18 protein-coding genes and 1 tRNA gene are annotated in these 20,931 nt (G+C 71.4%); 4 read left to right on the top strand and 15 right to left on the bottom strand.

Annotation, left to right across the window (positions count from 1 at the left end; all coding sequences use genetic code 11):
- Nucleotides 1-15: 15 nt before the first annotated feature.
- Nucleotides 16-777 (top strand): class I SAM-dependent methyltransferase, encoded by a 762-nt coding sequence (locus KLO01_RS12090; RefSeq protein WP_147065492.1) that lies wholly within the window; start codon nucleotides 16-18, stop codon nucleotides 775-777.
- Nucleotides 774-2,021, top strand: a complete 1,248-nt coding sequence (locus tag KLO01_RS12085) for an MATE family efflux transporter (RefSeq protein WP_147065491.1) — start codon at nucleotides 774-776, stop codon at nucleotides 2,019-2,021. The genes KLO01_RS12090 and KLO01_RS12085 overlap by 4 nt, the downstream gene beginning before the upstream one ends.
- A gap of 1 nt (nucleotide 2,022) precedes the next feature.
- Here KLO01_RS12085 and KLO01_RS12080 read toward each other — a convergent pair whose 3' ends face one another.
- A complete protein-coding gene (locus KLO01_RS12080; protein ID WP_147065490.1) occupies nucleotides 2,023-2,400 on the bottom strand; it encodes a hypothetical protein in 378 nt (125 codons plus the stop codon).
- A gap of 188 nt (nucleotides 2,401-2,588) precedes the next feature.
- Nucleotides 2,589-5,267: a DNA polymerase I gene (polA, locus tag KLO01_RS12075; protein ID WP_147065489.1), complete on the bottom strand. Its 2,679-nt coding sequence runs from the start codon at nucleotides 5,265-5,267 to the stop codon at nucleotides 2,589-2,591.
- A 116-nt stretch (nucleotides 5,268-5,383) separates the two neighbouring features.
- Between polA and KLO01_RS12070 the strand changes: the two genes are divergently transcribed.
- Complete coding sequence (locus KLO01_RS12070) at nucleotides 5,384-5,758, top strand: PaaI family thioesterase (RefSeq protein WP_246136219.1); 375 nt, start codon at nucleotides 5,384-5,386, stop codon at nucleotides 5,756-5,758.
- A 2-nt stretch (nucleotides 5,759-5,760) separates the two neighbouring features.
- Here the strand turns inward: KLO01_RS12070 and KLO01_RS12065 are convergent, their stop codons facing one another.
- A complete protein-coding gene (locus tag KLO01_RS12065; protein WP_147065487.1) occupies nucleotides 5,761-6,324 on the bottom strand; it encodes a GNAT family N-acetyltransferase in 564 nt (187 codons plus the stop codon).
- Nucleotides 6,325-6,440: 116 nt separating this feature from the next.
- On the opposite strand from KLO01_RS12065, the gene KLO01_RS12060 reads away from it, so the two are divergent.
- Nucleotides 6,441-7,229, top strand: coding sequence for a DUF554 domain-containing protein (locus KLO01_RS12060; RefSeq protein WP_147065486.1), 789 nt, complete (start codon nucleotides 6,441-6,443; stop codon nucleotides 7,227-7,229).
- A 52-nt stretch (nucleotides 7,230-7,281) separates the two neighbouring features.
- Here the strand turns inward: KLO01_RS12060 and KLO01_RS12055 are convergent, their stop codons facing one another.
- The 12 genes from KLO01_RS12055 to KLO01_RS12000 form a co-directional block, all read right to left on the bottom strand.
- On the bottom strand, nucleotides 7,282-7,887 hold the full coding sequence (locus KLO01_RS12055) for an ANTAR domain-containing response regulator (RefSeq protein WP_147065485.1): 606 nt from the start codon (nucleotides 7,885-7,887) through the stop codon (nucleotides 7,282-7,284).
- A gap of 32 nt (nucleotides 7,888-7,919) precedes the next feature.
- Nucleotides 7,920-8,002, bottom strand: a tRNA-Leu gene (locus tag KLO01_RS12050).
- A gap of 64 nt (nucleotides 8,003-8,066) precedes the next feature.
- Nucleotides 8,067-9,524, bottom strand: coding sequence for a pyruvate kinase (gene pyk, locus KLO01_RS12045; RefSeq protein WP_147065480.1), 1,458 nt, complete (start codon nucleotides 9,522-9,524; stop codon nucleotides 8,067-8,069).
- A gap of 42 nt (nucleotides 9,525-9,566) precedes the next feature.
- Nucleotides 9,567-11,027, bottom strand: a complete 1,461-nt coding sequence (locus KLO01_RS12040) for a glutamate synthase subunit beta (RefSeq protein ID WP_147065472.1) — start codon at nucleotides 11,025-11,027, stop codon at nucleotides 9,567-9,569.
- Nucleotides 11,020-15,564, bottom strand: coding sequence for a glutamate synthase large subunit (gene gltB / locus KLO01_RS12035; protein WP_147065467.1), 4,545 nt, complete (start codon nucleotides 15,562-15,564; stop codon nucleotides 11,020-11,022). Before gltB ends, KLO01_RS12040 begins: the two co-directional genes overlap by 8 nt.
- 137 nt (nucleotides 15,565-15,701) lie before the next feature.
- Nucleotides 15,702-16,562 (bottom strand): prolipoprotein diacylglyceryl transferase, encoded by an 861-nt coding sequence (gene lgt / locus KLO01_RS12030; RefSeq protein ID WP_147065465.1) that lies wholly within the window; start codon nucleotides 16,560-16,562, stop codon nucleotides 15,702-15,704.
- Entirely contained in the window at nucleotides 16,559-17,326 is a 768-nt protein-coding gene (locus KLO01_RS12025) for a DsbA family protein (RefSeq protein WP_147065463.1), read from the bottom strand. The genes lgt and KLO01_RS12025 overlap by 4 nt, the downstream gene beginning before the upstream one ends.
- Nucleotides 17,327-17,364: 38 nt before the next feature.
- Nucleotides 17,365-17,832 (bottom strand): MauE/DoxX family redox-associated membrane protein, encoded by a 468-nt coding sequence (locus tag KLO01_RS12020; RefSeq protein ID WP_147065461.1) that lies wholly within the window; start codon nucleotides 17,830-17,832, stop codon nucleotides 17,365-17,367.
- On the bottom strand, nucleotides 17,829-18,641 hold the full coding sequence (trpA, locus tag KLO01_RS12015) for a tryptophan synthase subunit alpha (protein WP_147065459.1): 813 nt from the start codon (nucleotides 18,639-18,641) through the stop codon (nucleotides 17,829-17,831). The genes KLO01_RS12020 and trpA overlap by 4 nt, the downstream gene beginning before the upstream one ends.
- Entirely contained in the window at nucleotides 18,638-19,885 is a 1,248-nt protein-coding gene (trpB, locus tag KLO01_RS12010; RefSeq protein ID WP_147065457.1) for a tryptophan synthase subunit beta, read from the bottom strand. Before trpB ends, trpA begins: the two co-directional genes overlap by 4 nt.
- Nucleotides 19,882-20,673 carry an indole-3-glycerol phosphate synthase TrpC gene (gene trpC / locus KLO01_RS12005; protein ID WP_147065455.1) on the bottom strand — a complete coding sequence of 264 codons (792 nt, stop codon included), beginning with the start codon at nucleotides 20,671-20,673 and terminating at the stop codon, nucleotides 19,882-19,884. Before trpC ends, trpB begins: the two co-directional genes overlap by 4 nt.
- A 10-nt stretch (nucleotides 20,674-20,683) precedes the next feature.
- Nucleotides 20,684-20,920: an HGxxPAAW family protein gene (locus KLO01_RS12000; RefSeq protein WP_147065453.1), complete on the bottom strand. Its 237-nt coding sequence runs from the start codon at nucleotides 20,918-20,920 to the stop codon at nucleotides 20,684-20,686.
- Between the last annotated feature and the right edge of the window lie 11 nt (nucleotides 20,921-20,931).

Genomic DNA, 20,931 nt, shown 5'->3' with positions numbered 1-20,931 from the left:
CTAATGTAACTGCCGATGAAACTCGACGACCTGCGACGCAACTGGGACGGTCTCGGCAGGACCGACCCCCTCTGGGCGATCCTCGCCTATCCCGAGCGGCACCGCGGCGGCTGGGAGGGCCACGAGGACGACTTCTTCGCCACCGGGCGCCAGGCGGTCGACGAGGTCATGGCGATGCTCGGGCGCGTCGGCGCGACGCCGGCCGCGATGCACCGCGCGATGGACTTCGGCTGCGGCGCAGGCCGCCTCACCCAAGGTCTCGCCGGCCACTTCGAGCGTGCCGACGGCGTCGACATCGCCGCCTCGATGGTCGAGCTCGCCCGGCGCCACAACCGTGCCGGCGACCGCGTGGAGTACCACCTCAACGAGGCCCCCGACCTCGCTCTCTTCGGGGACGACACCTTCGACTTCCTGCTGAGCATCATCGTGCTGCAGCACATCCCCAACGACCTCAAGACCGGCTATCTCGAGGAGTTCGTCCGCGTCCTGCGCCCCGGGGGCGTCGCGGCGTTCACCGTCCCGAGCCACGGCGACTTGAGCATCGAGGGCATCGTGCGCCGGCTCCCGAACTCCTGGCAGAACGTCTACCGCCGGCGCCGCTACGGCTACGACGACGTCATGGAGTTCCACCCGCTCAAGCGGTCCCGGGTCGAGGCCGCACTGCGCGCTGCGGGCGCCGAGGTCGTCCACGTCGAGCGCGAGCACATGGCAGGACCGCGCTACACGTCGTTCATGTACGTCGTGCGCAAACCGGCCGCCCCCGTAGCGGAGCTGTGAGCCAGGCGGCGCCCCTGCCCGCGGAGTCCCCCACCACCGTGGTCGCCCCGGCGCGGCGCGGTGTGGGCGCCGGGGTGGTCGGGGCGGGCACCCTCGTCGCCAACGTCTTCGGCTACGCGCTGTTCCTCGTCCTCAACCGCGAGCTCGGTGCGGACGAGCTCGGCGCCGTCGCCTCGCTGCTCAACCTCGTCATCATCGCCGGCGTGGCCGCCCTCTCGACCCAGCTCGTCAGCGCGTGGCGCGTGGCCCTGCACCGGCCCGACGCCCACGCGACGGCCCTGCGCACCGGCGCAGTCGTGGGTCTCGTCGTCACGGCCGTCGTCGGCCTGCTCACCCCGGCGATCGTGCCGCTGCTCCACCTCGACGGTCCGGCACCGGTCCTCCTCGTCGCGGCCGCGATGGTCCCGACCTGCGTCACCGCGGCCGTCCAGGGCACCCTCCAGGGCGGCGAGCGGTTCGTCGCCCTCGGCGTGGTCTACGCGCTGGCGTCGACGGCACGCACCGCCGGCGGCGCCGTCGCCGCGTGGCTCGGCTGGGGCGTCACCGGCGTCATGACGCTCACGGCCGTCGCCGCCTGGGTCGTCGCGCTCGGCACGGTCCTGCTCGTGCGCGAGCACGTCGGACGCAGCCTCGACGCCGACGTCCCCACCCAGGTCCGTCGCGTGCTCGCCGGGATGGCCGGCACCTCCGCACTCCTCGTGGCCTCGACGATCGACACCCCGGTCGCCCGTCACGTCCTGTCCGGTGACAGCTCCGGCGCGTATGCCGTCCTCAGCCTCTTCGCGAAGGCCGCCTTCTGGGGACCGGCCTTCCTCGTCACCGTGCTCTACCCGGGCATGTCCCGGGCCCGGGGCGCCCGGCCCCTGCTGCTCGCGCTGGGTGGGACCGCCGCGATCGTCGCCGTCGGGGTGGCCCTCTCGGCGGTGCTGTCGACGCCGCTGGTGCGGATCGTGGGCGGGCCGGCATACGGGCACCTCGCCGACCTCGTCCCGGTGTTCACGGCGCTCGGGGGCGCGTGGGCGCTCGCCCAGGTGCTCGTGTTCTGGGGAGCCGCCCGCGGGTGGCACGCCGTCGGCTACCTCGTGTGGACCGCCGTCGGGGTCGCCACGGTCGTCGTCGTCCTCTGGCGGCACGACACGCTCCGTGAGGTGGCGACGACGTTCCTCGCAGCCTCGCTCGCCGTGGCCGTGGTCGGCACGCTCGTGAGCCTGCCGCGACCCACGGCGCGGAGCACGACGAGCTGAGTCAGGAGCCGTCGTCCTCGGGTCCGAGGTCGACGCTCGGGCTCGCCGCGGCGCCGAGGACGACGCCGACGACCACCGCGAGCAGGAGGCCGTAGGCGGGGCGCTGGGCGGACGGGACGAGGTCCCAGATCGCGATCGTCGTGAGGATGAGCAGCACGAGCCACACGAGCCCGGCACTCATCGGGGAGGTCCCGGGCACCACGGTGTGGCGGCGCCAGGTGGTGACGAGCGTGATCGCGACGAACCCGAAGATCGCCGAGGTGAGGAGCAGCCCGGGCCCGAACGCGCGGTCGTGGTCGTAGCGCCACATCGACGCCACGAGGCTGACGACCAGCGTGAGCAGGCCGATCGAGGCGTTGACCAGTCGCGTGACCTTCATGGTCGCTCCGTCCGTCGGACGGCATCGGCGGCTCTGCGGTCGCCCGTGCCGATGCCCGCAGACTACGACCGCGTATGCCGTCCGTACCGGCGAACGAGGATGTTGCCGGGGTGCCGTCGTGGACGGCGGCCGGCTCAGCGAGACGCCGCGCGCTCAGCGAGGCGCGTCGCACCGCGCGCTCGGCTCGTTCAGTGCGCGGCGTCGTGCCAGCTGTGGCCGAGCCCCACGCTGACGTCGAGCGGGACGTCCATCTCGATCGCGCGGCCCATCTCGTGGCGCACGAGCGCCTCGACGTCGTCGCGCTCGCCCTTGGCCACCTCGAGCACGAGCTCGTCGTGGACCTGGAGCAGCATGCGCGACTTCGCACCGGACTCGCGCAGGGCGTTGTCGACCCCCATCATCGCGAGCTTGATGATGTCGGCGGCCGAGCCCTGGATCGGTGCGTTGAGCGCCATGCGCTCGGCGCCCTCGCGCCGCTGCCGGTTGTCGCTCGTGAGGTCGGGCAGGTAGCGGCGTCGGCCGAGCATCGTCGCGGTGTAGCCGGTGGCGCGGGCCTCGGCCACGACCTCGCGGAGGTAGTCGCGCACCCCGCCGAACCGTGCGAAGTACTCGTCCATGAGGCCCTGTGCCTCGCCGGTCGAGATCGTCAGCTGCTTGGACAGGCCGAACGCGGACAGGCCGTAGGCGAGGCCGTAGCTCATCGCCTTGACCTTGCTGCGCATCTCGGCGGTGACGTCCTGCGGCTCGACGCCGAAGACCCGCGCGCCGACGAACCGGTGGAGGTCCTCCCCCGTGCGGAACGCCTCGATGAGTCCCTCGTCGCCGGAGAGGTGCGCCATGATCCGCATCTCGATCTGGCTGTAGTCGGCGCTCATGAGCGACTCGTAGCCGTCGCCGACGACGAACACCTCGCGGATGCGGCGCCCCTCCTCGGTGCGGATCGGGACGTTCTGGAGGTTGGGGTCGGTCGAGCTGAGGCGACCGGTCGCGGCGATCGTCTGGATGTAGGTCGTGTGGATCCGCTGGTCCTCGGCCACCGACTTGATGAGCCCCTCGACGGTGATCCGCAGCCGGGTGGCGTCGCGGTGGCGCAGCAGCGCCTCGAGGAAGGGGTGCTGGGTCTTGGCGAAGAGGTCGGTCAGGGCGTCGGCGTCGGTGGTGTAGCCGGTCTTGGTGCGGCGCGTCTTGGGCAGCCCGAGCGTCTCGAAGAGCACCGTCTGCAGCTGCTTGGGCGACCCGAGGTTGATCTGGTCGCCACCGATGGCGTCGTAGGCGTCGAGCTGGGCCTCGCGCACCTTGGCGGCGAAGTCGGCCTCGAGCGAGCTCAAGGCGTCGGTGTCGACGGCGATGCCCGTGCGCTCCATCGACGCGAGGATGTCGACGAGCGGCAGCTCGAGGTCGCGCAGCAGCTCGGTGCCGCCGGTCGACTCGAGCTGCTCGGCGAGGGGGACGGACAGGTCGAGGACCGCGCGGGCCCGCACCATAGCGTCCTGGCCGACGACGGCGTCCCCCTCGTCGACCGACAGGTCGAGCATGCCCTGGCCACCGGCCGGCTCCTCGGCCTTGAGCTCGCGACCGAGGTGGCGCACGACGAGGTCGGCGAGGTCGAAGCTGCGCTGGTCGGGCTTGACGAGGTAGGCGGCGAGCGCGGTGTCCATCGTCACCCCAACCAACGGCATACCGCGCGCCGCGAGCGCGTGCATCTGGCCCTTGGTGTCGTGCAGGATCTTGGGCCGCGTCACGTCGCCGAGCCAGTCGGCGAGCGCGCGCTCACCCTCCTCGTCGAGCTCGGTGACGTCGATGTATGCCGCGGCGTCACCGGCCGTGGCCAGGCCCACCGCGGAGACGTCACCGGTCCCCCGGCCCCATGCCCCGACGACGTGCACACCCGTCGGCTCGGAGCCGACGGCGTGCTCGTCGAGCCAGGCCTTGACGTCGCCCGAGGTGAGGACGGAGGCGTCGAGGTCGAAGCCGCCCTCGGCCTCGTCGGGTGCGGCGTCGAACGTCTCGAAGAGTCGCTCGCGCAGGACGCGGAACTCGAGGCCGTCGAAGACCTTGTGGACCTCCTCGCGGTCCCAGGTGGCGCGCTCGAGGTCGGCGATCGTCACGGGGAGGGTGAGGTCGCGGACGAGCTGGTTGAGCCGGCGGTTGCGCAGGACGCCGCTGAGGTGCTCGCGCAGCGACTCGCCCGCCTTGCCCTTGATCTCGTCGGCATGGGCGACGACTCCGGCCAGGTCGCCGTAGAGCCCGAGCCACTTGGCAGCCGTCTTGGGGCCGACCCCGGGCACGCCCGGCAGGTTGTCGCTCGTCTCGCCCACGAGGGCGGCGAGGTCGCTGTAGCGCTCGGGCGGCACGAGGTACTTGTCCTCGACGGCCTTGGGGTCCATCCGCCAGACGTCGGAGACGCCGCGCACGGGATAGATGAGCGAGACCTTGTCGGTGACGAGCTGAAAGGCGTCACGGTCGCCGGTGCAGATGACGACCTCCATGCCCTCGGCCTCGGCCATCGTCGTCAGGGTCGCGATGACGTCGTCGGCCTCGAACCCGTCGAGCTGGACGTGCTTGATGCGCAGCGCGTCGAGCACCTCGCGCACGAGCGCGACCTGACCCTGGAACTCGCTCGGGGTCGCCGACCGGGTCGCCTTGTAGTCGGAGTACTCCTCGGAGCGGAAGGTCTGGCGCGAGACGTCGAAGGCCACCGCGACGTGGGTCGGCGCCTCGTCGCGCAGCACGTTGATGAGCATCGAGGTGAAGCCGTAGACGCCGTTGGTGTGCTGACCGGTGCTCGTCGAGAAGTTCTCCACCGGCAACGCGAAGAACGCGCGGTAGGCAAGGGAATGACCGTCGAGGAGAAGGAGGCGACTCACGCATGGCAGCCTATGGCCAGCCCCCGACAGCAGAGAAGGCGACCACCATGAGCAGCGCAGCACAGGACGACCGGCCCGTCACCGGGCAGACGACGGCACGCACCCCGAACACCCTCATGCGGCGCATGGGGATCGAGATCCTCGAGGCCACGGCCGAGCGGGTCGTGGGGACGATGCCGGTCGAGGGCAACACCCAGCCCTACGGCCTCCTGCACGGCGGGGCGTCGGTCGTGCTGGCCGAGACCCTGGGCTCGGTCGGCTCGGCCCTGCACGCCGGGCCGCAGCGGATCGCCGTCGGCACCGACATCAACGCGACCCACCACCGCGCGGCGCGCAGCGGGCTGGTCACCGGTGTCGCGACCCCCATCTCGCTCGGCAACACCCTGTGCTCGTGGGAGATCGTCATCACCGACGAGGACGGACGCAAGGTCTGCACGTCACGGATCACGTGCCTCCTGCGCGACGCACCCCCCAGCGCCACGACCGACTGATCTCAGCTGGCGCGGGAGGCGACGGCGCGCAGCGACCGGCGCCGCCGGATGAGCTGGTCGACGGCCGCGCCGACCCCACCCGTGGGAGCGAGCCGGCGACGCAGCGCGCTCGTGCCGACGACGCGCCGGACGATGACCGACGAGAAGCCGAGCCGGGCGAAGAAGCGGTGCGCCTCGCGGCTCTGCGTCGGGACGTTGCTCACGATGACGTCGGAGCCGGAGCGCTCGGCGAGGCCCACGACCGCGCACAGGAGCGACCGCGCCACGCCGTGACGGCGGGCGGACGGCTCGACGTAGAGCTGCTCGACGGCGATCTCGGGCTCGGGGCTCAGCCCGAACGGGTTCTCGGAGGTCATGACGTAGCCGACCGGGCGGCCGTCGATCCGGGCCACGTGGGCGAAGACGTCGGGTCGGCTCATCGCGGTGGCGAACCGGCCGTCGCCCGCGAAGCGCGCCGCCACCTCGACGGGCACACCGGCGTCGACCTTGGCCGCCATCCACAGAGCCACGAGGTCATCGAGGTCGTCCTTGGGCACGGCGGACACCTCGACCAGGTTGCGCACCACGGTGCCTCCTCGACCTCACAGCCCCCTGCGTGGTTGACATGTTGACATTACGGGTCGATCTGGCCTCGCGATAGCCCATCACGAAAGATCTTCCGCCGAAACGTAGAGTTCCCGCCGTGGATCCCACCTTCCCCGGCCTCGGCACGGCCATCAACGTCGCCACCGTCGTCATCGGCGCCCTCGCCGGGATGGCCGTCGGTCACCGCTTCCCCGACCGGACCCGCTCGGTCGTCACCGACTGCCTCGGGCTCACGACGCTCCTCATGGCCGGGCTGTCCGCGGTGAGCGTCACCGACGACGTCCTGTCCGACGCCACCGGCTCCGGGGCCCCCGTGCTCATCGTCCTGGGGTCGCTGCTCATCGGCTCGATCCTCGGGTCGCTGCTGCGCATCGGCGACCGGCTCGAGACGCTCGCAGGGACGATCGAGGGGTGGTTCGCCCGCCGCTCCCCCGCACTCGCCGACACCGACGACCCGGCCCACGGCACCTCGGCCCGCGAGAAGTTCATCGAGGGCTGGCTCAGCGCCTCGCTCCTCTTCTGCGTCGGCCCGCTGACGATCCTCGGGTCGCTCTCCGACGGCCTCGGGCGCGGGATCGACCAGCTGCTCCTCAAGTCCGTGCTCGACGGGTTCGCCGCCCTCGCCTTCGCCTCGACGTTCGGCATCGGCGTGCTGCTCTCGGCCGGGTCGGTCGCCGTCGTCCAGGGCGCCCTCACGGTCGTGGGCGTGCTGCTGGGCTCGGTGCTGCCCGAGCCGCACATCCTCGCGCTCACCGCGACGGGCGGGCTCATGCTCGCCGGCATCGGCCTGCGCCTGCTCCGCATCAAGGACGTGCCCGTCGCCGACATGCTGCCGGCGCTCGTCGTCGCTCCCCTGCTGACCCAGCTCGTCATCGCGCTGAGGTGAGCGACCTGCGTATGCCGGGCGGCCGGCATACGTGGTCAGCGCCGCAGGCGCGTCAGGCCTTCTCCATCCCGGCGACGACGGCGTCCGAGACCTCTTTCATGCCCATGCGGCGGTCCATCGCGGTCTTCTGGATCCAGCGGAAGGCCTCGGACTCGGTGATCTTGAGCTTGGCCATGAGCACGCCCTTGGCGCGGTCGACGGCCTTGCGGGTCTCGAGGCGCTCACCGAGGTCGGCGACCTCGCTCTCGAGGGTCTTGAGCTCGCCCCAGCGGGACATCGCGATGTCGATCGCGGGCACGACGTCGGTCGCCGTGAACGGCTTGACGATGTAGGCCATGACACCGGCGTCGCGGGCGCGCTCGACGAGCTCGGTCTGGCTGAACGCCGTGAGCATGACGACGGGGCAGATCCGCTCCTTGCCGATCTGCTCGGCTGCGGAGATGCCGTCGAGGACGGGCATCTTGACGTCCATGATGACGAGGTCCGGGCGGAGCTCGGTGGCCATCTCGACGGCCTGCTCACCGTTGCTCGCCTGACCGACCACGTCGTAGCCGGCCTCCCCCAGCATCTCGGAGAGGTCGAGGCGGATGATCGCCTCGTCCTCGGCGACGAGGATGCGCTTGGCGGTGGGGGTGGTCTCGGTCGTCTTCTCGGTCACGAGAGCAGCCTAGGGGACGTGGCGGTCAGGGGTGCCGAGGGCGGGACTTGAACCCGCACGCCCTTGCGGGCAAAGCATTTTGAGTGCTCCGTGTCTGCCATTCCACCACCCCGGCGGGCGTCGGCACATCCTACCGGCGGCGCCGGCGTGGTCGTGTCCACGTCGGCTCCGCGCAGCGCTCAGGAGGTCGTCGTCGAGCCTTCGTATGCCGGGGCCGCCTTGTTCTTGGCGTCACCGATGCGGTGCACGCGCAGGGCGTTGGTGGAGCCGGGGATGCCGGGCGGCGAGCCGGCGACGATGACGACGAGGTCGCCCTCGACGGCGCGACCGCACGCGAGCAGCTCCTCGTCGACCTGGACGGCGTAGTCGTCGGTGTGCCGCGGCTCCGCCGTGAGGAAGGTCTCGACGCCCCACGTGAGCGCGAGCTTGGAGCGGGTGGCCTGGAAGGGCGTGAAGGCGAGCATCGGGATCCGGGGCCGCACGCGTGCCAGGCGGCGGGCGGAGTCGCCGCCGACGGTGAAGGTGATGAGGAACTTGCAGCCCACGAGCTCGCCGATCTCGGCGGCGGCCGCCGTCACGGCGCCACCCTTGGTGCGGGGCTTGGTGTCGAGCGGGAGGATGCGGCCGAGACCGTGCTCCTCGGTGTTCTCGATGATCCTGGCCATGGTGCTCACGGCCTCCATCGGGTGCGCACCGACGCTCGTCTCCCCCGAGAGCATGAGCGCGTCGGCGCCGTCGAGCACCGCGTTGGCGGCGTCGGAGGCCTCGGCGCGGGTCGGGCGGCTGTTGGTGATCATCGACTCGAGCACCTGGGTCGCGACGATGACCGGCTTGGCGTTGCGGCGGCCGAGCTCGCAGGCCCGCTTCTGGACGAGCGGGACGGTCTCGAGCGGCATCTCGACGCCGAGGTCGCCGCGCGCCACCATGAGGCCGTCGAAGGCCCGGACGATCTCGTCGAGGTTGTCGACGGCCTGCGGCTTCTCGATCTTGGCGATGACGGGCAGGCGCAGGCCCTTCTCGTCCATGATCCGGTGGACCGGCTCGATGTCGGCGGCGCTGCGGACGAAGGACAGGGCGATCATGTCGACCCGCTGGTCGAGGGCCCAGCGCAGGTCCTCCTCGTCCTTCTCGGACAGGGCCGGCACGCTCATCGCGGCGCCCGGCACGTTGATGCCCTTGTTGTTGCTGAGGACGCCGCCCTCGACGACCTCGCAGACGATGTCGGTCGCGTCGGACTCGACGACGAGCAGGTTGAGCTTGCCGTCGTCGATGAGGATCGTGTCGCCGGCGGACACGTCGGACGGCAGGCCGGCATAGGTCGTGCCGACGATGTCCTTGGTGCCCTCGACCTCGCGGTTGGTGATCGTGAACCGGGCGCCGACCTCGAGCATGACCGAGCCGTCCTTGAACCGTCCGGTGCGGATCTTGGGGCCCTGGAGGTCGGCGAGGATGCCGACCGCGTGGCCCGTCTCGTCGCTCGCCCGGCGCACGTCGAGATAGACGCGGGCGTGGTCGGCGAGGTCGCCGTGGGAGAGGTTGAAACGGGCCACGTCCATCCCCGAACGGACGAGCTCGCGGAGCTGTTCGGGGCTGGACGTGGACGGACCCAGAGTGCAGACGATCTTGGCGCGGCGCATGCCGCCAGCCTATCGAGGCAACCGTTTACGCGGTGACGCGGGTCACACCGTGAGAGGACGGTCCGTGGGGTTGACCGGACGGGGCAGCCGGGAGGGCTTGCCCGACAGCCAGGCGTCGACGTGGTGCGCCGCAGCCCGACCCTCGGCGATGGCCCAGACGATGAGCGACTGACCGCGTCCGGCGTCGCCGGCGACGAAGACGCCCGGCACGCTCGACATGTAGTCCGAGCCGCGACGGACGTTGGAGCGCTCGTCGAGCTCGACGCCCAGCTGGGCGACGAGGGACTCGGTCTGCGGCCCGAGGAAGCCCATGGCGAGGAGCACGAGCTGCGCGGGGATGACCCGCTCGGTGCCCTCGACGGTCTCGAAGCCGGTCTCGCCGCGTCGCACCTCGTGGATGCGCAGGCCGCTGACCTGCCCTTCGTCGTCGGACAGGATCTCCTGGGTGCTCACGGCATACAGGCGGTCACCGCCCTCCTCGTGCGCGGAGGCGACCCGGAACGTCATCGGGTAGGTCGGCCACGGCTGTCCCGCGGCGCGCTCCTCCCCCGGCTGCGGCATGATCTCCAGGCTGGTGACCGAGCGCGCGCCCTGCCGGTGCGAGGTGCCGATGCAGTCGGCGCCGGTGTCACCGCCACCGATGACGATGACGTCCTTGCCCTCGGCCGTGACCTGGCCGTCGACGCTCTCGCCGATGGCGACCCGGTTGGCCGGGGGCAGGAAGTCCATCGCCTGCATGACCCCCTCGATCTGTCGTCCGGGGACCTCGAGGTCACGCGGGACCGTCGCGCCCATGGCGATGACGACGGCGTCGTAGCGGGCCTTGAGCTGCTCCCAGGTGACGTCGTTGCCGACGTCGACCGAGCTGCGGAAGCGGGTGCCCTCGGACTGCATCTGCTGGAGACGGCGGTCGAGGACCGACTTCTCCATCTTGAACTCGGGGATGCCGTAGCGGAGCAGGCCACCAGGGCGGTCGGCGCGCTCGTAGACCGCGACGGTGTGGCCGGCGCGGGTCAGCTGCTGCGCGGCGGCCAGACCGGCCGGACCGGAGCCGACGACGGCCACGGTCTTGCCGGAGAGGCGCTCCGGCGGGCGGGGCGAGACCCCACCGTCGGCGAAGGCCTTCTCGATCGTCGTCACCTCGACCTGCTTGATCGTCACCGCCGGCTGGTTGATGCCGAGCACGCAGGCGGTCTCGCAGGGTGCCGGGCAGAGCCGGCCGGTGAACTCCGGGAAGTTGTTCGTGGCGTGCAGCCGCTCGATCGCCGAGCGCCAGTCGCCCTTCCACGCGAGGTCGTTCCACTCGGGGATGAGGTTGCCCAGCGGACAGCCGCTGTGGCAGAACGGGATCCCGCAGTCCATGCAGCGGCCGGCCTGGCGCTGGAGCTGCCCGAGCTCCTGCTCCTCGTAGACCTCGCGCCAGTCCTTGATGCGGACCGGCACGGGGCGGCGGGCAGGGAGCTCGCGCTCACGGGTCTTGAGAAAGCCTTGGGGGTCAGCCACGGGATGCCTCCATGATGCGGTCCCAGACCTCGGTGCCGTCGAGGTCGAGGCCCTCGGCCTCGGCTGCGGCACGCACGTCGAGGACCCGCTGGTAGTCGCGGGGAAGGATGAGCGAGAAGCGGTCGCGGGCCGTCTCCCAGCTCTCGAGGAGCCGGGCGGCGACCGGCGAGCCGGTGAGCTCGCGGTGACGCTCGAGGAGGTCGCGGACCACCGCGACGTCCCCGTCACGCAGGCCGGAGACGTCGACGAGGTCACGGTTGACGCGGGACTCGTCGAGGTCGAGGACGTAGGCCACGCCGCCGGACATGCCGGCCGCGACGTTGCGCCCGGTGGAGCCGAGCACGAGGACGGTGCCGCCGGTCATGTACTCGAGCCCGTGGTCACCCACACCCTCGACGACGGCGGTGATGCCGGAGTTGCGGACGCAGAAGCGCTCGCCCACCCGGCCGCGCAGGAAGATCTCGCCCGACGTCGCGCCGTAGCCGATGACGTTGCCGGCGATGACGTTGTCCTCGGCGGTGAGCGGCGCCGTCGGGTCGGGCGCGACGACGATGCGCCCACCCGACAGGCCCTTGCCGACGTAGTCGTTGGCGTCGCCGACGAGGCGCAGGGTCACGCCCTTGGGCACGAACGCACCGAAGCTCTGTCCCGCCGACCCGCGCAGGGTGAGGTCGATCGTGCCGTCGGGCAGCCCCGAGGCGTGCACGCGGGTGACCTCGTGGCCCAGCATCGTGCCGACCGTGCGGTTGACGTTGCGGACCGTGAACTCCCCGGTGACGGGGGTGCCGTCGTCGATGGCCTCGCGGGCCACGGCGATGAGCTGGTGGTCCAGGGCCTTCTCGAGACCGTGGTCCTGCCCGACCGTGTGGCGCTTGCCGGAGCCGTCAGGGCTCTCGACCTCGGCGAGGATCGGCGCGAGGTCGAGACCCGACGCCTTCCAGTGCGCGATCGCCTTGCTCGTGTCGAGGGCGGTGATCTGGCCGATCGCCTCCTCGATGCTGCGGAAGCCCAGCGATGCCAGGTGCTCGCGCACCTCCTCGGCGATGTACTCGAAGAAGGTCTCGACGAACTCCGGCTTGCCGGAGTAGCGCGAGCGCAGCTCCGGGTTCTGGGTGGCGATGCCGACCGGACAGGTGTCGAGGTGGCAGACCCGCATGAGGATGCAGCCGCTCACGACGAGGGGCGCGGTGGCGAAGCCGAACTCCTCGGCGCCGAGCAGCGCGGCGATGACGACGTCACGGCCGGTCTTGATCTGGCCGTCCACCTGCACGACGATCCGGTCGCGCAGCCCGTTGAGCACGAGCGTCTGCTGCGTCTCGGCGAGGCCGAGCTCCCAGGGGCCGCCCGCGTGCTTGAGCGAGGTGAGCGGCGAGGCGCCGGTGCCACCGTCGTGGCCCGAGATGAGGACCACGTCGGCGTGCGCCTTGGAGACACCCGCCGCGACCGTGCCGACCCCGATCTCGGACACGAGCTTGACGTGGATCCGGGCCGACGGGTTGGCGTTCTTGAGGTCGTGGATGAGCTGGGCGAGGTCCTCGATCGAGTAGATGTCGTGGTGCGGCGGCGGGCTGATGAGACCGACACCGGGCGTGCTGTGCCGGGTCCGGGCCACCCACGGGTAGACCTTGGGTCCGGGCAGCTGGCCGCCCTCGCCGGGCTTGGCGCCCTGCGCCATCTTGATCTGGATGTCGTCGGCGTTCGTGAGGTAGACCGAGGTGACGCCGAAGCGTCCCGAGGCCACCTGCTTGATCGCCGAGCGGCGCTCGGGGTCGAGCAGCCGGTCGAGGTCCTCGCCGCCCTCACCGGTGTTGGAGCGACCACCGAGGCGGTTCATCGCGACCGCGAGGGTCTCGTGCGCCTCCTGGCTGATCGAGCCGTAGCTCATCGCACCGGTGTTGAAGCGCTTGACGATCTCGCTCACCGGCTCGACCTCGTCGACCGGGATGGGCTCGCGCCCGGCCCTGCCACCGAGCTCGAAGAGCCCGCGCAGCGTCATGAGGCGCTCGGCCTGGTTGTCGATGCGCTCGGTGTACTGCTTGAAGATGTCGTAGCGGCGCTCACGGGTGGCGTGCTGGAGCCGGAAGACGGTGTCGGGGTCGAAGAGGTGCGGCTCGCCCTCGCGCCGCCACTGGTACTCGCCGCCGACGCGGAGCTTGCGGTGCGACAGGATCACGCCGTCGGTCGGGTACGCCGAGTCGTGACGGGCCGCGGTCTCGGCAGCGATGACGTCGAGCCCGATGCCACCGAGCTGCGAGACCGTGCCGGTGAAGTACTGGTCGACGAGCTCCTGCGAGAGGCCGAGTGCCTCGAAGACCTGGGCGCCGCGGTAGGACGCCACGGTCGAGATGCCCATCTTGGACATCACCTTGAGGATGCCCTTGCCGAGCGCCTTGATGAGGTTCTTGACGGCCTCCTCGGCGGTGACGCCGGTGATGGCGCCGGTGCGGACCATGTCCTCGACGGTCTCCATCGCGAGGTAGGGGTTGATGGCCGCCGCTCCGTAGCCCACGAGCAGGGCGACGTGGTGGACCTCGCGCACGTCACCGGCCTCGACGAGGAGACCGACCATGTTGCGGGTCTTCTCGCGGATGAGGTGGTGGTGGACGGCCGAGGTGAGCAGCAGCGACGGGATCGGCGCGTGGTCGCGGTCGGAGTCGCGGTCGGACAGCACGACGAAGCGCGCCCCCCGCGCGATGGCCTCGCTCACCTCGCGGCAGATCTCGTCGAGGCGGGCGCGCAGGGCCGGCTCGCCGGCGTCGACGAGGTAGGTGCCGCGGACGACGTGGGTGGCATAGCCGGGCAGGTCGCCGTCGGCGTTGATGTGGACGATCTTGGCGAGCTGGTCGTTGTCGATGACCGGGAACGGCAGGACGACCTGGCGCGCGTGGACCGGTGACGCCTCGAGCATGTTGCCCTCGGGTCCGATGACCGTGCCGAGCGAGGTGACGAGCTCCTCGCGGATGGCGTCGAGCGGCGGGTTGGTCACCTGGGCGAAGAGCTGGGTGAAGTAGTCGAAGAGGAGGCGGGGCTTGTCCGAGAGGACGGCGACGGGCGAGTCGGTGCCCATCGAGCCGAGGGCCTCGCCACCCGTGCGCGCCATGGGCGCGAGGAGGATCTTGAGCTCCTCCTCGGTGTAGCCGAAGGTGCGCTGACGACGCGCCACCGAGGCCGCCGTGTGGATGATGTGCTCGCGCTCGGGCAGGTCCTCGAGGGTGAGCAGGCCGGCGTGCAGCCACTCCTCGTAGGGGTGCTCGGCGGCGAGCTCGGACTTCACCTCGTCGTCGCTGACGATCCGTCCTGCGGCGGTGTCGATGAGGAACATCCGTCCCGGCTGGAGCCGGCCGCGCTTGACGACCTTGTCGGCGGGCAGCTCGAGGACGCCGGACTCGGAGGCGAGGACGACGAGGCCGTCCTCGGTCACCCAGTAGCGCCCGGGGCGCAGGCCGTTGCGGTCGAGGACCGCACCGATGAGCGTGCCGTCCGTGAAGGCCACGCAGGCCGGGCCGTCCCACGGCTCCATGAACGTCGAGTGGAACTCGTAGAAGGCGCGTCGGGCCGGGTCCATCTCGGCGTGGTTCTCCCACGCCTCGGGGATCATCATGAGCACGGCGTGCGGGAGCGAGCGGCCACCGAGGTGGATGAGCTCGAGGACCTCGTCGAAGCTCGCCGAGTCGGACGCGTCCGGGGTGCAGACCGGGAAGAGCCGGTCGAGGTCGCCCTTGACGACGTCGGAGACCAGCTGGCTCTCGCGGGCGCGCATCCAGTTCCGGTTGCCCTTGACGGTGTTGATCTCACCGTTGTGGGCCATGAGCCGGTAGGGGTGCGCGAGCGGCCAGCTCGGGAAGGTGTTGGTCGAGAAGCGCGAGTGGACCAGGGCGAGCTCGGTCGTCAGGCGCTCGTCGGACAGGTCGGGGAAGAACGGCTCCAGCTGGCCGGTCGTGAGCATGCCCTTGTAGACGATCGTGCGGGCCGACAGCGACGGGAAGTAGACCTCGACCTCGCGCTCGGCGCGCTTGCGCAGGCAGAAGGCGAGCCGGTCGAGCTCGATGTCGCGCACCGTGCGGTCGGGAGCGGCGACGAAGAGCTGGCGGAAGTACGGCATACAGGCTCGTGCCATCTCGCCCACGAGCTCAGGGGTCGCCGGGACGTCACGCCACGCGAGGACCTCGAGGCCCTCCTCGGTCGCGATCTGCTCGATCCGGGCCTCGGCCTCGGCACGCTCGTCGGCGTCGAGTGGCAGGTAGGCCATGCCGGCGGCGTAGGCGCCCGCCTCGGGGAGGTCGACGTCGAGGACCGCCCGGAAGAACGCGTCCGGGACCTGGAGCAGGATGCCCGCGCCGTCACCGACGAGCGGGTCGGCGCCGGTAGCGCCACGGTGGTCGAGGTTGCGCAGCGCCGTGAGGGCGTGCTCGACGATGTCGTGGCCGGGGGTGCCCCGCATCGTGGCGACCATGGCGACACCGCAGGCGTCGTGCTCGTGGGCGCGCCGGTACAGACCGGTGTCGGCCGGGTGGGCGGAGAAGCGCGTCGGGGACACGTCGGGTCACCGTCCTCAGGGAGTCGGGGGCTCGAAACACGGGGTGTCCGGGCACAGGAGGTCATCGGACGCGGACAGCGGTGGCCACGTGAGACGGATGCTAGCCCACAAGCGTCTTGCACTGCGAGCGGCAAATCTCACATCGTGGATGTCTCGGGCTCGACCTCGCGGGTCCTGCGACCGCGCCGACCCGTGTGGACGAAGACTGCCACCCCGATGAGGAAGACGATGATGCTCGTCCAGACGTTGAGCCGCTGGCCGAGGATGAGCTCGGCCTCGTCGGTGCGCATCTTCTCGATGATGATCCGGCCGATCGGGTAGCCGGCGATGTAGAGGCCGAACAGCTGGCCGCGCGCGAGGGACCACCGGCGGTCCACGAGCAGGAGCACCGCCGCGAGGAGCATGACCCAGAGGAACTCGTAGAGGAACGTCGGGTGGAAGGTGCCGAGGACCACCGGGTCACCTGAGGCGTCGCGCACCGCCCGACCCGCACCGCTGTCCCACTGGTGGATCGTCAGGCCCCACGGCAGGTCCGTGCGCCCGCCGTAGAGCTCGTTGTTGAACCAGTTGCCCCAGCGGCCGATGCCCTGGGCGATGGCGACCCCGGGGGCGGCGGCGTCGGCGAAGTCGAGGAACCGCACCCCGACCCGACGGCAGCCGACCCAGGCGCCGAGTGCGCCGAGGGCGACGGCGCCCCAGATGCCGAGCCCGCCCTCCCAAATCTTGAACGCGTCGAGCGGGTGCCCGCCCTCGCCCCAGTAGGGGTCGGGCGTCGTGATGACGTGGTAGAGCCGCCCACCGACGATGCCGGCCACGACGGCGTATGCCGCGACGTCCATGACCTGTCCCGGCTCACCTCCGCGGGTGCGCATCCGGCGCTCGGTCAGCCAGACCGCCACGACGATGCCGAGCAGGATGCAGAGGGCGTAGCCGCGGATCGGCAGGGGTCCGAGGTGGAGGACACCCGCGGTGGGACTCGGGATGGTGGCGGGGATCACTTGGTGGCCGCCTCGATCGCGGCGGTCAGGGCGGCGGGGTCCGGCACGGCGTCGAAGTCGAGCTTCGTGCCGGCGAGGACCACGGTCGGCGTCGCGTTGATGCCGGCCTTGCCCGAGGCCTCCTCGGTGGACTCGACGTAGGCGTTGTACTTCTTGTCGTCGACGCACGCCTGCCACGTGTCGAGCGCGCTCCCGGAGATGCCGGCGCGCTCGGCGAAGCCCTTGACCTGGGCCGTGGACCAGCCCGCGCCCTCCTGGGCGGGCATGTTGGCGTAGACGGTGTCGTGGAACGCCTGGAACTTCCCGGCGTCGGCGGCGCACATGGCGGCGTTGCCCATGGTGAGCGAGTGCGTGGTGCCGAGGTTGGCGTCGAGGAAGGTCTTGAGGTGGTACACGAGCTTGATCTTGCCCTGCGTGGCGAGGTCGGCGACGGTGGCACCCATGACGTGCTCGAACTGGGCGCACGAGGGGCACTGGAAGTCCTCGTAGACGTCGAGCGTCGGGGCTCCTGCGACGAGCGTCGCGTCCGCGTTGGCGACGAAGCCCTGACCCATCCCTGCCGCGCCGGCGGGCACGGCGGTGCTCGTCCCCACCCGGTCCGTCTTGTTGCGCTCCGCGACGACGACGCCACCGACGACGGCGATGATCGCGACGATCGCGACGACCGCGCCGACGACGATCCGGTTCGCTCCCCCGCCACCGTCCTTGCGGACCGCGTCGATCTTCGCCTGTCGGGCGCTGCGCGGTGTGGGCTTCTGGGCCATGGTGCTCGGTCTCCTGGTGGGCGGGTGGGGAGGTTCGGTCAGGCGGCGCGGAACAGCGCGCGGTCGAGGGACAGCAGGGAGGAGGGGCGGCGGGCGAGCCACAGGCCGCAGGCGAGCATCCCGAGGTCCTCGAGGATGCGCGGGAGGTACGAGGTCTCGTCCGCGGCCACCGTCCCGCCGCCGCCGAAGCAGCCGCAGTCGATGGTGAGGCCGCGGGCCCACGCCTGGGCGATGCCGGCGACGAAGGCGACGAGGAGCAGCGACGTCAGGGCGGCGGCGGTGCGGGTGAACAGCCCGAGGACGAGCAGCAGGCCGAGGAGGATCTCGATGGTCGGGAGGGCGTAGCCGACGAGGGCGGCGAGGTCGTGCGGCAGGACCTGGTAGGCCTGCGTGGCCTTGGCCGACGCCTCGGGGGTGGTGACCTTGAGGCCACCGGCGACGAGGAACACTGCGCCGAGGACGAGACGGGCGATCGACCCGAGTCCGTCGGCGACACGCGTGCTCACCGCGCTCCTTCCCTCACTCCCCTGGCCAGGTCGGCCGTCAACTCCCGCAACGCGTCGAGCCGGGCTTCGAGTTCCCCGTCACCCGAGAGTGCGCGCACGAAGGCGGTGCCGACGATGACCCCGTCGGCGTACTGGGCCAGCTCGGCCGCCTGGTCGCCGTTCGAGACACCCAGACCGACGCAGACGGGCAGGTCCGTCACGGACCGGGTCCGCTCGACGAGGTCGCGGGCCGAGGACCCGACGCTGGAGCGCTCGCCGGTGACCCCCATCGTCGACGCGGCGTAGACGAAGCCACGGCAGGCCTCGGCGACCCGGGAGAGGCGCTCGGGCGTCGAGCTCGGCGCCACGAGGAAGACCCGGTCGAGGCCCTCGCGCTCGCTCGCGGCGATCCACTCGGCCGCCTCGTCGGGGATGAGGTCCGGGGTGATGAGCCCGGCGCCACCCGCGGCGGCGAGCTCTGCGGCATACCGGTCGACACCGCGCCGCAGGATGAGGTTCCAGTAGCTCATGACGAGGGCAGGGGCGCCCGCGTCGCGGATCGCCCGCGTCGCGCGGAAGCCGTCGAGGACGTGCGTGCCTCCCTCCAGCGCCGCCTCCACGGCGTGCTGGATGACGGGGCCGTCCATGAGCGGGTCCGAGTAGGGCAGGCCGACCTCGACGATGTCGACGCCGGACTCGACCATGGCGACCATCGCGCGGATCGAGCCCTCGACGTCGGGGAAGCCGACGGGGAGGTAGCCGATGAGGGCGGCGCGTCCCTCGGCCCGGCAGCGGGCGAGGACGTCGGAGACACCGAGCTCCGCGCTCACAGCTGGGCCCGCCCGTCGCCGGTGGCCCGCGGGTCCTCGGACTCACCGGACGGGACGACCTCTTCGTCCTCGTCGACGAGCCTGAACCACTCGGCGGCCGTGTGCATGTCCTTGTCGCCGCGACCGGAGAGGTTGACGAGGATGATCCCGTCGGGCCCGAGCTCACGGCCGAGCACGAGGGCGCCCGCCAGCGCGTGCGCCGACTCGATCGCCGGGATGATCCCCTCGGTGCGGCAGAGCAGGGCGAAGGCCTCCATGGCCTGGTCGTCGGTGGCGTAGACGTACTCGGCGCGACCGGAGTCCCGCAGGAAGGCGTGCTCCGGGCCGACGCTCGGGTAGTCCAGACCGGCGGACACCGAGTGCGACTCCATGGTCTGGCCGTCCTCGTCCTGCATGAGGTAGCTCATCGCACCGTGGAGGACGCCGGGGACGGCACTGGCGAAGCGGGCCGCGTGACGGCCCTCGAGGCCCTCTCCCCCGGCCTCGACGCCGAGGAGGCGGACGCCCTCGTCCTCGATGAAGCGGTGGAAGATGCCCATCGCGTTGGACCCGCCACCGACGCACGCGACGACGGCGTCGGGGAGGCGGCCGGTGAGCTCGAGGACCTGCTCGCGTGCCTCGACACCGATGATCCGGTGGAAGTCGCGGACCATCTCGGGGAACGGGTGCGGTCCCGTGACGGTGCCGATGAGGTAGTGGGTGTCCTCGACGTTGGTGACCCAGTCGCGCAGGGCCTCGTTGATGGCGTCCTTGAGGGTGGCGCTGCCGTGCTCGACGGCCACGACCTCGGCGCCGAGCATCCGCATGCGGGCGACGTTGAGCGCCTGGCGCTCGGTGTCGACCTTGCCCATGTAGACGCGGCAGGACAGCCCCATGAGGGCCGCGGCGGTGGCGGTGGCCACGCCGTGCTGGCCGGCGCCGGTCTCCGCGATGACGCGGGACTTGCCCATGCGCTTGGTGAGCAGCGCCTGGGCGATGACGTTGTTGATCTTGTGCGAGCCGGTGTGGTTGAGGTCCTCGCGCTTGAGGATGATCCGCGCACCGCCGGCGTGGGCGGCGAACCGCGGCACCTCGGTGATGATGCTCGGCCGACCGGTGTAGGTGCGGTGCAGGTGGTCGAGCTCGGCGAGGAACGTCGGGTCCTGCATCGCCGTGGTCCGCGCCTCGTCGAGCTGCTCGAGCGCGGGGATGAGCGCCTCGGGGACGTAGCGGCCGCCGAAGGCGCCGAACCGCCCGGCGGTCATGAGCCTGCTCCCGCGGCGACGATCTCGCGCACGGCGGCAGCCGGGTCGGCGCCGCTCACGAGCGCCTCGCCGACGAGGACCGCGTCGGCGCCCTGTACGGCATACAGGGCTGCGTCCGCGGCACCCGCGACGCCGGACTCGGCGACCTTGACGACACCGGGCGGGATGAGCGGGACGAGGCGCGAGAAGGTGTCGCGGTGGACCTCGAGGGTCTTGAGGTTGCGCGCGTTGACCCCGATGACGGAGGCGCCGGCGTCGACGGCACGCTGGGTCTCGCCCTCGTCGTGCACCTCGACGAGCGCGGTCATGCCGAGCTCGTGGGCGAGGGCGTGCATGCGGGCGAGCTCGTCGTCGGTGAGCGAGGCGACGATGAGCAGGATGATGTCCGCCCCGTGCGCCCGCGCCTCCCACAGCTGGTAGTCGGTGACCATGAAGTCCTTGCGCAGCACCGGGACGGAGACCGCCGCGCGCACGCTGTCGAGGTCCGCGAGGGTGCCGTGGAAGCGCCGCTGCTCGGTGAGGACGCTGATCGCCGTCGCCCCGGCGTCGGCATAGGTCGAGGCCAGCGAGGCCGGGTCGGCGATCTCGGCGAGGTGGCCCTTGCTCGGGCTCGCCCGCTTGACCTCGGCGATGAGCGACAGGCCCGGCGCGCGCAGGCGCTGCTCGGCGTCGATGGCTGCCGGGAGGTCGGCGACGCGGCGCTCGAGGTCGGACTGGCTGACCTGCTCGGTGCGGACGGCGAGGTCCTCGCGCACACCGGCGACGATGGCGTCGAGCACGGTGCTCATGTGCGCCGGCTCAGGAGAGGTTCGTGTCGGCGCGTGCGACGGCACCGTTGACGCCGTGGCCCGCGAGCGCCAGCACCTTGCCGGCGACGAGGCCGATGACGGTGAGCACGACGCCTGCGATGAAGAGGCCGACGCTGGCGATGACGACGGCGAGCGACATGACGGCCGTGGCGAGGAGCACGATGCCGACCATCACCCAGGCAGCCAGGCTGTTGCCGTGGTGGTCGTCGTCGTGGAATTCAGCCATGGGTGCCTCCG

The sequence above is a fragment of the Knoellia locipacati genome (assembly GCF_007992835.1).
Lineage (GTDB): Bacteria > Actinomycetota > Actinomycetes > Actinomycetales > Dermatophilaceae > Knoellia > Knoellia locipacati.
The sequence above is the reverse complement of the archived record's forward strand: the minus strand, read 5'-3'. Positions and strand labels throughout refer to the sequence as shown.

Excerpts from the sequence above, each read along its gene's own strand:
- KLO01_RS12070 (WP_246136219.1), top strand. The coding sequence starts at position 5,384 with ATGCGGCGCATGGGGATCGAGATCCTCGAGGCCACGGCCGAGCGGGTC.
- KLO01_RS12080 (WP_147065490.1), bottom strand. The coding sequence starts at position 2,400 with ATGAAGGTCACGCGACTGGTCAACGCCTCGATCGGCCTGCTCACGCTG.
- KLO01_RS12000 (WP_147065453.1), bottom strand. The coding sequence starts at position 20,920 with ATGGCTGAATTCCACGACGACGACCACCACGGCAACAGCCTGGCTGCC.
- pyk (WP_147065480.1), bottom strand. The coding sequence starts at position 9,524 with ATGCGCCGCGCCAAGATCGTCTGCACTCTGGGTCCGTCCACGTCCAGC.
- KLO01_RS12025 (WP_147065463.1), bottom strand. The coding sequence starts at position 17,326 with ATGGCCCAGAAGCCCACACCGCGCAGCGCCCGACAGGCGAAGATCGAC.
- trpC (WP_147065455.1), bottom strand. The coding sequence starts at position 20,673 with ATGAGCACCGTGCTCGACGCCATCGTCGCCGGTGTGCGCGAGGACCTC.
- trpB (WP_147065457.1), bottom strand. The coding sequence starts at position 19,885 with ATGACCGCCGGGCGGTTCGGCGCCTTCGGCGGCCGCTACGTCCCCGAG.
- KLO01_RS12090 (WP_147065492.1), top strand. The coding sequence starts at position 16 with ATGAAACTCGACGACCTGCGACGCAACTGGGACGGTCTCGGCAGGACC.